Source organism: Mycoplasma cottewii (assembly GCF_024918975.1).
GTDB classification, from domain to species: Bacteria; Bacillota_I; Bacilli_A; order Mycoplasmatales; family Mycoplasmataceae; genus Mycoplasma; species Mycoplasma cottewii.
Genome location: NZ_CP103424.1, coordinates 327124 through 341776 on the forward strand (window position 1 = coordinate 327124; position 14653 = coordinate 341776).

11 protein-coding genes and 1 pseudogene are annotated in these 14653 nt (G+C 25.8%); 11 read left to right on the top strand and 1 reads right to left on the bottom strand.

Annotated features, from left to right (window positions below; translation table 4 throughout):
* Positions 1 to 44 precede the first annotated feature (44 nt).
* From NX779_RS01455 to NX779_RS01490, 8 genes are all read left to right on the top strand, one after another.
* A protein-coding gene (locus tag NX779_RS01455) for an IS3 family transposase (RefSeq protein ID WP_259430431.1) occupies positions 45 to 1429 on the top strand; the annotation gives its coding sequence in 2 pieces (ribosomal slippage) (positions 45 to 516 and positions 516 to 1429; 1386 coding nt in all).
* Positions 1430 to 1677: 248 nt separating this feature from the next.
* Entirely contained in the window at positions 1678 to 2031 is a 354-nt protein-coding gene (rbfA, locus tag NX779_RS01460) for a 30S ribosome-binding factor RbfA (RefSeq protein WP_004427559.1), read from the top strand.
* Between the two features lie 53 nt (positions 2032 to 2084).
* Entirely contained in the window at positions 2085 to 2954 is an 870-nt protein-coding gene (truB, locus tag NX779_RS01465; protein ID WP_259430432.1) for a tRNA pseudouridine(55) synthase TruB, read from the top strand.
* A complete protein-coding gene (locus NX779_RS01470) occupies positions 2954 to 3514 on the top strand; it encodes an FAD synthetase family protein (protein ID WP_259430433.1) in 561 nt (186 codons plus the stop codon). The genes truB and NX779_RS01470 overlap by 1 nt, the downstream gene beginning before the upstream one ends.
* A 13-nt stretch (positions 3515 to 3527) precedes the next feature.
* Complete coding sequence (locus NX779_RS01475; RefSeq protein ID WP_259430434.1) at positions 3528 to 4247, top strand: SDR family oxidoreductase; 720 nt, start codon at positions 3528 to 3530, stop codon at positions 4245 to 4247.
* A gap of 331 nt (positions 4248 to 4578) precedes the next feature.
* Positions 4579 to 5700: a hypothetical protein gene (locus NX779_RS01480; RefSeq protein WP_259430435.1), complete on the top strand. Its 1122-nt coding sequence runs from the start codon at positions 4579 to 4581 to the stop codon at positions 5698 to 5700.
* A 52-nt stretch (positions 5701 to 5752) separates the two neighbouring features.
* Positions 5753 to 6874, top strand: a complete 1122-nt coding sequence (locus tag NX779_RS01485; RefSeq protein WP_259430436.1) for a hypothetical protein — start codon at positions 5753 to 5755, stop codon at positions 6872 to 6874.
* Between the two features lie 493 nt (positions 6875 to 7367).
* Entirely contained in the window at positions 7368 to 9173 is a 1806-nt protein-coding gene (locus NX779_RS01490) for a hypothetical protein (protein WP_259430437.1), read from the top strand.
* A 107-nt stretch (positions 9174 to 9280) separates the two neighbouring features.
* Here the strand turns inward: NX779_RS01490 and NX779_RS01495 are convergent, their stop codons facing one another.
* A complete protein-coding gene (locus NX779_RS01495; RefSeq protein WP_259430438.1) occupies positions 9281 to 9607 on the bottom strand; it encodes a lipoprotein in 327 nt (108 codons plus the stop codon).
* A 249-nt stretch (positions 9608 to 9856) separates the two neighbouring features.
* Between NX779_RS01495 and NX779_RS01500 the strand changes: the two genes are divergently transcribed.
* The 3 genes and pseudogenes from NX779_RS01500 (at position 9857) to NX779_RS01510 (ending at position 14516) form a co-directional block, all read left to right on the top strand.
* Positions 9857 to 11893: a bifunctional metallophosphatase/5'-nucleotidase gene (locus NX779_RS01500; RefSeq protein WP_259430439.1), complete on the top strand. Its 2037-nt coding sequence runs from the start codon at positions 9857 to 9859 to the stop codon at positions 11891 to 11893.
* Between the two features lie 132 nt (positions 11894 to 12025).
* Positions 12026 to 13171 carry an N-acetylglucosamine-6-phosphate deacetylase gene (nagA, locus tag NX779_RS01505; RefSeq protein WP_259430440.1) on the top strand — a complete coding sequence of 382 codons (1146 nt, stop codon included), beginning with the start codon at positions 12026 to 12028 and terminating at the stop codon, positions 13169 to 13171.
* A 70-nt stretch (positions 13172 to 13241) separates the two neighbouring features.
* Positions 13242 to 14516: pseudogene (locus NX779_RS01510) on the top strand (IS3 family transposase).
* The last annotated feature ends 137 nt before the right edge of the window (positions 14517 to 14653 follow it).

Here is a 14653-nt window from a genome sequence, read left to right on the forward strand (position 1 = left end):
CACTGCATAGTACCCCCCTGTCCGGACAGGGGGGTACTATATTTATGGCGAAGTATTTATATGAGATCAAAAAGAGAGTCATAAAAGAATTATTAAGTGGTAAGACTATTACTCAAGTGTCTAGAGAGTATGGAATAAACATTAACACGATAGTTAATTGGAAATGTCAATATGAATCTTTTGGTATTAGAGGTATTAGGAAGAGTAAGAATAAATCTATATACACTTCTGAGTTTAAAATTGCTGTTATAAAATATAAAAATGAAAATAATTTAAGTTTTTTAGAAACAGCAAAACATTTTAATATAAAGAACGCATCGACAATATCTTTGTGAGAAAGCAAATATTATAGACATGGTGTTGCTGGTATTTCTAAATTAATTGGAAATGCAGGATATATTGATAACATGCCATCAGACAAAAAGAAACTATCAGAAACACAGACTGATAAACTTTTAGAAGAAAATAAGCGATTACAGCATGAACTAGAATTGGCTCGAGCTGAGAATATGTATTTAAAAAAGTTGAGAGCTCTAATTCATTCAAAAACAAAGAAAAAGTAAAATCAATTTTAGAATTAGAGCAGAACTATCCGAACTTAAAAACATCTGATTGATTAGAAATTGCTAACATTAAAAAATCTACATTTTATGAATGAAAACAAAAACTAGAACAAAATATCGATAAGAACGATAAATACAGGGAAATTACTTTAAAAATTGAAGAGATTTTCTACGATAATGACCGTGATTTTGGCCATAAACGTATACACCTTCAATTGAAACTACTAGGTTACAAAATCAGTAAAAAGAAAGTTTTACAAATAATGAAAGAAAATGGCTTAGTTTCTATTTATAACGCTTCTAGACGACGAAAATACAGCTCTTACAAAGGAACGGTTGGAACTGTTGCTAATAACGTAATAAAAAGGGATTTTAAAGCAGATATACCATTCCTAAAAATATTTGGTGATTTAACTGAATTAAAGGTTGGTGAAAATAAGCTATATTTACAAATATATAAAGATGCATTCAACAATCAAATTGTTGGTTACAGTTATGGAACTAGACCAACTGTTGAGATGACAAATAGAGCACTTGACAGTTTTATAGACAAGATAATTCCTGGTAAAACTATAATACATACCGATCAAGGAATTCATTACCAACATAAATCATTTGTAGAAAAATTAGAAAAGGCAGGTGCTATTCAAAGTATGTCTAGAAAAGGAAACTGTCTAGACAATTCACCTGCAGAAAATTTCTTTAGTATATTAAAAAGAGAAATGTTTTATAATAGAAAATACAAAAATATTGATCAAGTTATTGAGAAATTAAATTGATATATTTATTGATATAATAATAAAAGAATAAGCTTAAAACTAAGCGGACTAACACCTGTTCAATATACAAGACAGGTTACCGCTTAAAAAAGTCCGGATTTCGGGGTACCCAGCACACTTGCATAAAGAAATCAGATATGATGAAAAAATGTTTACTTGCTATTGTTGATTGTTAAAAATGAAATTATGAAATAATTGAAAATATAACTAAAATTATTACTTCATTATTTTTGGTATAACAAACTAAAACTAGTTAGTAAACAACACAGTATATTAAATTTATAAGTTAATAATAATGATATAATAAACATATACAAAAATTGGAGGGTTTATTTATGTCAAACTTAAAAGCTCAAAAGAAAAAAGAATCACAAATGTTAAGAGAGCTAAATTTAATATTACAAAGAGAATTACAAAACCCAGTTTTAAATACAGTTTCAGTAGCTGAAGTAAGACTTTCAGCTGATGGATCTCATGCTAAAATTTTCTACTCATTCTTACCAATTAATGAAGAGATTTCAAAAGAAAATGTTGGTAAAGAAATTGAAGAAGGATTAAAAGAAATTAGAATGATTTTAGCTTCTAAACTAGATTGAAGAAGTGTTCCAAACTTAAATTTTGAATATGATGAAAGTTTAGATCGTGCAAATCACATTAATGAAATTTTAGCTGAACAAAATTCAAAATAAAAATAAAATTACCAAGTTTAAACTTGGTTTTTTTAAGTTAGAAAGAATAAAATATGAATCAAAAATCAGGAATTTTAATATTAGATAAACCTAAAAGCATAAGCACTAATAATCTTATTCAACAAGTTAAAAAGAAGCTAAATATTAAAAAAGTAGGACATTGCGGAACTTTAGATCCACTAGCAACTGGAGTTGTAATTTGTTTAGTTAATAATGCAACTAAAATAAGTGATTATTTATTAAATAATGATAAAAGATATATTGTTACTTTAAAATTATTTGCTCAAACTAGTAGTTATGATGCTGAAACTGAAATTATTAAAACCGAACCTAGTTTTGAAATTGATCCAACTACTTTAAATAATGTTATAAATAAATACAATAATTACACTTATGATCAAACTCCTCCTATTTATTCAGCTATTAAAGTTGATGGTAAAAAATTATATGAATATGCTTTAGAAAACAAAACAGTTGAAATCAAATCAAGAACAATCACAATATATGAAACTAAACTATTAAATTATGATAGTAAAAATCATGAAATAACTTTAGATGTTTATTGTTCTAAAGGAACTTATATAAGAAGTTTAGCAGTTGATATTGCTAAAGATCTAAACACTATTAGTTATGTAAAAGAATTAAGAAGAACTAAATCAGGATCTTTTGATATAACTTGCTCAAAAACTATCGATCAAATTAATTGAGATAATCTAACAACTATGTATGATGCTATTAAATTATCTGATTATAAAATAGTTAATTATGATGATGTTTTAAGTGTTAAACAAGGTAAAAAAATAAAATTAGATATTAATTCAGATCTAGTTTTTATAAGTGATAAAGATAATAATTTAATTAGTTGTTATGAAAGATTAAATGATGATATTTTTAAAACTAAAAGAGGAGGATTGGATAATTAATGCAATACTTCAATCAAGCGTTTAGTAAAATAGAACCAATTAAAAATAATAAAAAATCAATTATAACTATTGGTAATTTTGATGGTTTTCACATCTATCATCAAAAAATAATTAATCAAGTTATCGATATAGCTAAAAAAGAGAATTTAAATAGTATCGTTATTAGTTTTGATAAAAAAATCAAAAACTTTGTTGAATCTAAAAGTTATCAAAAAATAGCAACAAAAGAACAAAAACTAAACTATATAAATAAAAACTTAAAAGAATTAGATTATTTTTATGATATTAAAGTTAATAAAAAATTAACTTTAACAACTAGAGAACAATTTATAAATGATTTAAAAACTAAATTAAATGTTATCAAAATTGTTGAAGGTGAAGATTTTAGATTTGGTTGACAAGCTAAAGGTGATATTAATTATTTAATTGCTGAATTTGGAATCGATAATGTTATTGTTGAAAAAAGAGATAATGATATTTCTTCATCAAATATTAAAAAACTAATAAAAGAAAATAAAATCAAAGAAGCTAAAGAATTATTAGGAATAGATTTTGATTAAAAGGAGTTAGATTATGAAAAAATTAGTAGCAATTACTGGAGCAAGTAGTGGTATTGGATTAGCTTGTGCTAAATTATTTTCTGAGCAAGGTTATCCTGTTTTAATTATGGCTAGAAGAAAAGAAATTTTAGATAATTTAAATTTAAAAAATTGTATTACAGCACGTGTTGATGTTAGAGATATTGATCAAATTAAAAATGCAATTAAATTAGCTGAAGAAAAATTTGGTCCAGTTGATTTAATGATTAACAATGCTGGAATTATGCCAATGGATAAATATGCAGATCAAGATTTACAAGAAAAATATGATACTTTAGATATTAATATTAAAGGTGTAATTAATGGAATGGATGCAGTTTTATCAACTATGAGAAAACAAAATCACGGAACTATAATTAATATTTCTAGTGTGTCAGGTAGATATACTTCAGTTGATCATGCAGTTTATAATGGGTCTAAATTTGCAGTTAATGCTATTACTGAACAAGCAAGAAGAGAATTGTCTGACACTAACATTAGATTTTGTTTAATTGAACCAGCAATAGTTGACACTAACTTATTATCAACAACAACTAATAAAGAAGTTTTAGAAAACTATATGAAAAAGAAAAATAAACTTAATGGTGGACTATCAGCAGATCAAATAGCTCAAACTATTTTATATGTTTATCAACTTCCTCAAGATGTATCAATCAAAGAATTAATGATCTCTCACACAAATCAAGCGGTTTAATATTTAAAGACACTTATGGTGTCTTTTATTTTATTTGAAAATTCTAGAATTAATATGTAAGAGAAAAATTTTTCATAGTTAAAATCTTTAATTGAAAAATATTTCATTAAATGAACAAACAACAACATATCTAGTTTTATAATAAAAGTATAAGTTAAAAGTAATTTTAATTTTCAAAGGGGATTTTATTATGTTAGTACGTTATGAAAGGTTTATTGCTACTTTCAGTTTTTTAACTACCCGCTCAAACTACAATGAGTACGGACCGTTTAAATAAGTCTATTAAAACAAAATAAAATAAACACATTTTCATATTTTGGGGGCGATTATTATGCTTAAATCATTTTTATTGTTATCAGCATTAGGATTATCTAGTCAACCGATAACTAATTTATCAACAGTAACAACACCAGTTTTAAAAAATAAATTAAAACAAACTACACAACTAAAAGATAATAATAGTGAATATTATAGTGATGTTTTAAGTGTCGGAGATTATTATAATGCTTTACAAGATGTTTCAACTTGAACTGGACAAGGTTTATTAGATAGAGTTTATGGCTTTTTAAATAAATATCAAAGTAAAATTAATTTTTTAAACATTTCTTATGATTCACATAGTATCAATCATTCAAACCATATATTATGTTGTCGAAATGAATATGGTTCAAACAACGCAGTTAACGAACTAATTTCATATTATCAACGAATAATTAGAGAACAATTAGAAGTTTATGTTGCTGCAAAAGTAATGGGAGATTGTTTAGCTTATTTAATACAATATGCAGATGTTGATAATAAATTAAAAGCTGAAATTGTTGATAAATGATTTGAAATGACTTATTTTGTATTTACTAAAAAACAATCAATCGATTTAGATTATATTCAATCACTAACACCAGATAGTAATTTAAGTAATGTTTGAAAATTAAAAACTCCATTACAAGACCCTTTATTAAAACAAAAAATTATTGATGTTATAACAAATCAAGATTTAGATTCATGAAAACAAATTTATAATAAATACTTTTCATTCTATAATTTTAATATTTATAAAAGTCATCCAATAAATATTACCGGTCCTAACAGAAGTTTATATGATGCATATTGATGATATTATTCATTTAGAGATAATCCATTACCTTTCCCAAGCAACTGAACTCATGTTATTCAAGGTCATAATGGTGATGGTCCAACTTATAATGTAACTTTTGTAGATAATGAAAAAGAAAGTTATGTTAGTGATGATGGAACATCTATTGAATTATCTGGAAGTTATAATTTAACTGCTTTTGTTCAAGATACAGATGGATGAAATAACTATTATGTAGATAGAATCAATTACACTTCACAAAAAGATCTTTCACCTTATTATTTAGCTGATTTTGGTTCAGAATTAAATGCTATATGATCAAAACAAAGTTTAATAACATTATGAATTCAAGATAAATAACAATTAAAAAATCAATTAATAAATTTTCATATTAATATTAAGGGGGCTTATTATGATAAAAACATTTTTATTATTGTCAACATTAGGATTATCTAGTCAACCAATAACTAATTTAACAACAGTAACAACACCAGTTTTAAAAAAGCAATTAAAACAAAATGCACAGCTAAAAGATACTACTAGTGATTATGAACGTGATGTTTTAAGTGTCTCAGATTATTACAATGCTTTTCAAGATGTTTCAACTTGAACCCCATCTGGTTTATTAGATAGAGTTAAGGACTTTTTAAATAAAAATCGAAGTAAAATTAAATTTTTAGACATCTCTTATGATTCGCATAATATCAATCATTTAAACCATATATTATGTTTTTGAAGTGAAAGAGGTTCAGGTGATGCACTTAACCGTATAATTTCATATTATCAACAAATAATTAGAGAACAATTAGAAGTTTATGTTGCTGGAAAAGTAATGGGGGATTGCTTAACTTATTTATTACAATATGCAAATATTAATACTGAACTAAAATCTGAAATTATTGATACATGATTTAAAATGAATTATTCTATATTTACTAGAGAACGAACAATTGATTTAGATTATATTAAATGACAAGTTCCAGATGAAGGTTTTAGTAATGTTTGAAAATTAAAATCTGCATTAGAAGATAACCAATTAAAACAAAAAATTATTGATGTTATAACAAATCAAGATTTAGATTCATGAAAACAAATTTATAATAAATACTTTTCATTTTATAATTTTAATATTTATAAAGGTCGACCAATAAATATTACTGGCCCTAACAAAAGTTTATATAATGTATATTGATGATATTATTCGGGAGTAGATGATCCACTACCTTTTCCAAGTAATTGAACTAATATTGTTGAAGGTCATGATGGTGATAGTTTAACTTACAATTTAAGTTTTGTAGATAATGAAAAAGAAAGTTATGTTTGTGATGATGGAACAACTATTAAATTATATGGAAGTTATAACTTAACTGCATTTGTTCAAAATACAGATGGATGAAATAACTATTATATAGATAGAATTAATTATACTTCACGAGGAGATCTTACACGTTACTATCTTAAGTCTTTTGGGTCGGATGTAGATTCTATATGAACAAGACAAAGTTTATTAACATTATGAATTCAAGATAAATAACAATTAAAAAAGCAAATGTAGATACAAAATTTAACTTTAGATGATATTAATTTTTTAAGTATCTCACCAGAAAATACTCCAACTCTTATTACATCAAAAAGCAAAAAATTTAGTGATGCTGCAACTGTTAGATTTAAAGTTTTAAAAGATCTAAAAAAATTTAATTAACAATACAAAATTATTTGTAACACTTTGTTTAATGTTAATATAGAAAAGACACTTTTTGTGTCTTTTACTATATTCAAAAACTCAAATGAAAAATGTTTCACTAAACGAACAAACAACAACATATCTAGATTTATAATAAAAGTATAAGTTAAAAATAATTTTAATTTTCAAAGGGGATTTTATTATGTTAGTAGGATATGAAAGGCTTATTGCTACTTTCAGTTTTTTAACTAACTGTTCAAATTATAATAAGCACGATTCATTTAAATAAGTCTATTAAAACAATAATAAAACAACACATTTTCATATTTTAGGGGCGATTATTATGTTAAAAACATTTTTATTGTTATCTGCATTAGGTTTATCTGGTCAACCAATAAGTAATTTAACAACAATAACTCAACAAGTTCATAAAAATAATTTAAAACAAACAAATAATAAGTTGAAACAAAATTTAAAAGAAAAAACCGAACTTGAAAAAGATCTTAGATCTGTAGAAAACTATTATAACAATTTACAAAGAAGTACTTCAGATTGAAGTGGATTAACTTTGTGATACCAACTTAGTGATTTTTTAGAACAGAATAAATCAAAAATAGCATTTTTATCAATAGAATACGTTACAGATTTCATACGTTCAACTAATAACTATATATGTTATCAAGATTATCCAAATTCATATAAAGGTGCATATGATGATGTAGTTGCTTATTATAGACAAATAGTTAAAGATCAATTAATAGTTTATCTATCTGCTAAAGTTATGCAAGATTGTTTAACTCATTTTATTAAATATGTAGTTGATGATGATCTACTTGCCTCAGAAGTTGTTAATAAATGATTTAATATTCTTAAATATGTATTTAATACTAATGGTAGTAGATTAAAAATAGAAAATATTTCTAAATTTACTAAAGATGGTTATGATAATGTTTATAGATTAAAAACATTTTTAAGTGATGAAAATTTAAAAAGACAACTCATAAATGTTGTGAAAAATAAAGACATGCACGCTTGAAAAGAAATACAATATAAATACTTTTCTTTTTACAATTTTAATATTTATAATAGTGAACCAATATATATAGATGGTCCTGATAAAGCAATGTCTACTCTTTATTGATGATATCGCGATGATAAATATACAACAACATATCCAAAAAACTGATCTAATGTAGTTAGAAGCGCTCACCATGGATGGTTTCTTGGATCCAATATAAGTTTTGGTGTTACTAATGAATATGACTTTACAAAAGATAATAGAGATTTTGCTATAATCACATATTCAAATGTCACTGGATTTGTTGAACAAACAGATTTATTTAACAACTATTATGTTGATAGAACAGATTTTACTGATTGATGAAAATTATCACAAAAATATAAGGAACAATTCCCTTATTTACAATCATTATCTCAAATCCAAAGTTTATCTGCATTAATGTTTTCAACAAAACTAGAAAGACAAGATTTGAGTGATGTAATCAAAAATAAAGATATAGGTATTATATATAACACTGATAATCAAACAATTATTGATGCAATTAATAATGCAAATCCAGATATTTACCTTACTTTAGATGATGTTGATTTTTTTACTAAAACATATTCATCAGTAATAATTAGTCCTAAACCAAATTCATTATTGTATAAAGGAGGTTCAATTACTATTACATATACATTCCAACAAAATTTAAAAGATATAATTGCTAATACTGAGCTTGGTGAATTATCAGATGTTAGTGTTGATACTATTTTTGATGCTATTAAAAAAGCAAATCCAAATACTACACAAAATTTAAATAAAAATGATATTAATTTTTGAGCCATATCACCACAAGATGGATCATGTATTATTACACCAAGAAATAATAAATTTGCCGGTGAAGTAACACTTAAATTTAAATGTACATTTTTATTAGATTTAAAAACAGTTATCAAAAATACTGATTTAGGTAAAATTGAACAAAACGATATAAAAAGCATACTAGATGCTATTAATTTGAAAAATCCAAATATTAATCTACAAGATAGTGATGTTACTATTTCAGAAATAACAGCTCATTCAGCTAAAATAACTGCAAATAGAAATACAAAATTTGTCGGTCAAGTTATTGTAAGTTTTAAATAGACATAATAAAAAATCTCAATCATAAGAGATTTTTTATTTTTAAGTTTCATAAACAAAAAACAAGTCATAAGACTTGTTTAATTATTTTTAGCTAATAAACTAGATTATTATCCTGCAGGAGTTTCTTCTGGAGTACCTGCGGGTGCTGATGGAGCTGGAGCTACAGGTGGCACTGGAGTTTCACCTTCTGGTTTTGGTGGAACGGGTGCTGGAGTTTCACTTCTATCTGATGGATTTGGTGCAGGAGTTCCTTCTGATTCATCTTCTTTTTTCTCTTCTTTATCTGATTTATCATCTCTAGCTGTGTCGTCTTTTTTGTCATCTTTATCCATTTTGTCAGCTGGTTTTTTAGCTTCAGTTTTACATGTAACTGCAACTGCACCAGTTGTAGCAACCATTGCAACTGATCCTAAAATTGTTAATAATTTTTTCATTTGTTTGTACCTTTCATAAATTTAAAATATATTTCGAATTTAAATAAGTACAACTAAAGCATTAGTGCATAGTGGTACTTACTTTTATTCTATTTTTTTTCGTTCAAGCGTTTTACATATTTAGTGATATATGGATGTATTTTTATATTAATTAAATACTTTTAGATACATAAATACTCTTCAGATACAAAAAATTAAGCTTTTAAAATTATAAAATCATATTGAAGCATTAAGAAAGGAGTGTAATTGATGAAAAGTACACACAAAGTTTTATTAGGAATGACAAGTTTATTGGTAACAACTTTACCAATTTCAACTGTTATTGCTTGTAGGATAACTCCAGAACAAGTATCTAGAAGTCGTTATCAAAATGTTTACAATAACTTCAATAGTGAAATTGAAAAAAATATTCAAATTCTAAAAGCTAAAAAACAAGCAATAGAAAATGAAAAAGATCCAACTAAATTACAAAACCTAAAAACCGAAAGAGAAGCTTGAGTTAAATCAAAAACTCCAGTTTTACAAGAATTAAGAAAAAAAGTTAATGATGAATATAATAAACTGAAGCAAAGCCAGTCAAATTCTAATCAACAATTATTAAAAATTGTTCATACTAATGACGAACACGGACGTTTAAAATATGATGAATCTAAACACAATAATTATTCAGGTATGCAAGGATTAGCTGAAATTTTAAACAAAAACTTTGATCGAGATTTATTATTATCAGCCGGAGATTTAATTCAAGGATTACCACTATCTGATTCAGATAAAGGAATGACAATTTCTAAAGTTGCTCATAAAATGAAATATGATGCAGTTGCAATCGGAAATCATGAATTCGATTGAGGATTACCACATATGTTTGATATTGAAAAAGCAACAGAAGGTATGCCATTTTTATCAGCTAGTGTATTTTGAAATAAAAGAGCAGTTGAAGAACAAGTTACAACAAAAACTGGAGCGTTAGCTAAAGAAGGAGAAAAAGTCTTTACTCCATATATTGTTAAAGAAATATCTCCAAAAATTAAAGCAGGAATTGTAGGAATTACAACTCCAGATACTGCTTATACTTCAAATCCAAAAAACTCAGTTCATGTTAAATTTGAAGATCCTGTAACAGCTGGAAATAAAGCATTTAGTGAATTAAAAGAACAAGGTGTTAACTTTATTGTTGCAATTACTCACTTAGGAGTTAACAGACCTGATACTAGCTGAGATGCAAGAGAATTTGCTACAAAAACAAAAGAAGTTGATCTTATTTTAGATGGTCACTCTCATACTTTAGTTCCTCATGAAGAATACGGTAAAATTGCTAAAAAAAGTTATCTAACACAAGCTGAAGCTTATACTAAATACTTAAGTGAATTAGATATTGTTGTTGATGCTAAAGAGCAAAAAATAGTTGATATAAAACAAGAACTAAGAACTATTGAATATACTGAACTTTTAGGTGGTAAAAATAATACAATTACTGAAATTCAAGAATTAATTGGTGATTTAGAAGTGAAATTCAATAAAGAAAATGATGTAGTTGTATTTAATTCTCCTGTTGCATTTAAACATGCAGATAATGTAGTAACACAAACTAGTTCAGGAGATGTTACTGCTTGAAGAGGAAGAGTAAGTCAAACAAACTTAGGTGCATTTGCTTCTGATGGTATTGCTTGAGAATTTATTAAAAATAACAAAGAAGATGGTGTTAATTATTCTGAAGATAATGTTATTGGTTTAGTTAATGGTGGAGGATTACGTCAAGATATAGCTGCTGGTGATGTTAAAAAACTTCACTTACTTGGAGTTTCACCATTTGGAAATAGAATTGCTGCAGTTAAAGTTAAAGGTTCAACATTAATCGAAGCTATGAAACACGGTGCATCAAAAGTATTTTCTGGAGGATATGCTCAATATTCATCTAACGTTAAAGCAAACATCAACATTACTAAAGCTGATGGTAATAATAGAGCTTATGAACTTGATGAATCTAGCTTAAAAATTAACAATAAACCTATTAATAGAGAACAAGAATATGTAATTGTAACTAATGATTTCTTATTAATTGGTGGAGATGGATATACAATGCTAGATTATGCAAAACACCCAGAATCTGTAAAACATGCATATGAAGGTGGAGATTTATTACAAGTTTATATTGATTATGGTAAACATATAACAAGTGGTCAAGAAGTTAAAGATGGTAACTTATTTGAAAAACGTAAAATTCAAGATTACAACCCAGATAATTACCCACAAAACATCATTGTAAATCACAAATTAAATAAATAGTAATTAATATCGTAAAAGTTAAAAACCTCAATTTAAATTGAGGTTTTATTATTTATTAAAATTAACAACTAAAAAACTAACAATTTAAGTTTTAAAACTAATTATTATAAAATTAAAATAACGGAGGATTTTATGATATTAAAAAACGCTCAAATTGTATTAGAAAATGAAATTATTAATAATGGATATGTAATTATTAAAGATAAAAAAATAGTTGAAATTGGATCAGATTATAAATTAGATGATACGATTGATTTAGAAAATAATTTTTTACTACCCGGTTTTATTGATTGTCATACTCATGGAGGTTATGGAGTTGATTTTGAACAAGGTGATCAAAACAGATTTAAAACATTTGCTGATAATATTGTTAAAGAAGGAATCACAAGATATGTTCAGTCAACAGTTACTAATGATGATCAAAAAACTGAAACTATCTTAAAAGAATTTAGCAAATTTATGAAACTTAATAATGGAAAAGCTAAATGTATTGGAGTTCATTTAGAAGGACCATTTATAAGTAAATTTAAAAAAGGTGCTCATCAAGAAGATTTATTAAAAAATCCAGATATCGAACTAGTTAAAAAATGAAATGAAATATCAAATAATAATGTCAAAATAATTACTTATGCTCCTGAACTAGATAACAGTGAGTTTACAAAATATTTACTAGAAAATAATATAATACCAAGTGCTGGTCACTCTAATATAAAAGCTGATGAATTTGAACCATACTACAAATTAGGAGTAAAACATATAACTCATTTATTTAATGCGATGAGTGCAGTTGATCATCACAACCCAGGACTAGCTGTAAGCGCTCTGAATCATAAAGATATTTTATGTGAAATAATTGCTGATAAAATTCATTTAAAACCTGAAATTATAAAACTAGTTTATGATCATAAACTGGCTGATGGCATTTGTTTAATAACTGATTCAATAAATGCTAAAGGTTTAGATGATGGAATTTATCAATTAGGTAATTTAAAAATTAATAAAGCTAACAATCAAGCAAGACTAGTATCAAATAATGCATTAGCAGGTTCAGTTGCAACATATGATAGTGTAGTTAAAAACTTTAAAAATATAACTAATATATCACTAAATGAGTTGATAAAAACAACATCAATAAATATTGCTAAGCAATTAAATATTTATAGTTATACAGGAAGTATTGAAATTAATAAGTTTGCTGATTTAGTTGTTTTAGATAAAGATTTAAATGTTTTAAAAACAATAGTTGAAGGAAAAATAGTCTTTGAAAAATGAGAGTAGGACAAAGTTATTAGACTCCCTAAGGGATAGACCCCCTAGGGGGTCTATTTTTTTCAAAAAAGGAGTATTTATGAAAAGAGGAAAGCAACTAAGTGTAAGTGAGTGGTTAGAAGTATTTAAGCACTACAAAGAATATTTATCTCAAAATATTACTAAAAAGAATTTTGTTATATTTATAGCAAAATTAGAAATTCTGAAAATTATTTACTTTCAGAAGAAGCCTTCTGATATTTATCTAGAAAATATAAAGATTATAATTTAGGTATGGAACTAAAAGAATCACAAACAGGAAAAGCACCTAAAAAGGTAAAGGATCAGGTAGACCTAGAAAGAACAAAGAAGAATATGATAAACAAAGAAACGAAGTGATTAAAGAGATTGATCATGAAGTTTTAGAATGGTTAATAACAGACCTTTTAAAGAAGATATTTTAAAGAAAAATAAGGTTGACAATCTAGATGAACTGATAGAAAAAATTAAGAAAAAATTTGGAGAAAATATTTCTAACAAGGAAATAATGAAAATTCTTGGAATACCTAAATCAACTTTTACTACAAAATCAAGAAACAATCAAAAGATAAGAAAGAAGCTGTTATAGAACACGCAGAAATAATTAGAGAAGCTTTTGCAAAACAAAACGGAAGATATGGTAGAGAAAGGCTATCAGCATATATTTTCAAGACATATGGCATTATTATTAACCCTAGAACACTAGGAAGAGCAATGAATAAATTAGGTCTTTTCTGTCACGTAAGAACAACGTGCAAGAAAAAGCGTGAATCAAAAAATACTAACGTGTATTATCCAAATATTGCTAATAGAGATTATAATGGACTACAAAACGATATTTATGCAAGTGATGTTAGTTACATTCCTGCTCCAATAGATGTAGAAGGAAGACATGTTTATTTATCTATCGTAATTCATCACAAAACAAAGAAAATTGTTAGTTATAATTTATCCATATATAATGACACTAATTTAATTATGACTCACATTAGAAAAACAAAATTTCCTAAAAACTTTATTATTCACACAGACCATGGTGTAACATATTCATCGAATGAATATCTTGAGTATATAAAGCAACGAGGTGGAGTGGTGTCAATGTCAAGAATAGGTAACTCTCTAGACAATAGAGAAGCTGAATATTTCTTTTCAATTTTAAAATCAGAAATGTTTTATAACTTTGAAAAGAAAGTAAAGAAATGACTTTTAGTGAACTAAAAGAATGTATTAAAAATTTCATTGAGTGATATAACAATGAAAGAATATTAAAAAATTCAAATGAAAAACACCTCAAGAACTATGAGGTGTGTATAATAAACATAACTATTTAGTCTAATAATTTTGTCCCGGTTTCAATAACTTTCAACTGTTGTTTTTTTCTATGTTTTTTCAAACTCTATATGCTTATTTTGAAAAAGTTAATAAAATTGATAATATTTATATTAAGGGGTACATCAAGAAAATAAAATTATG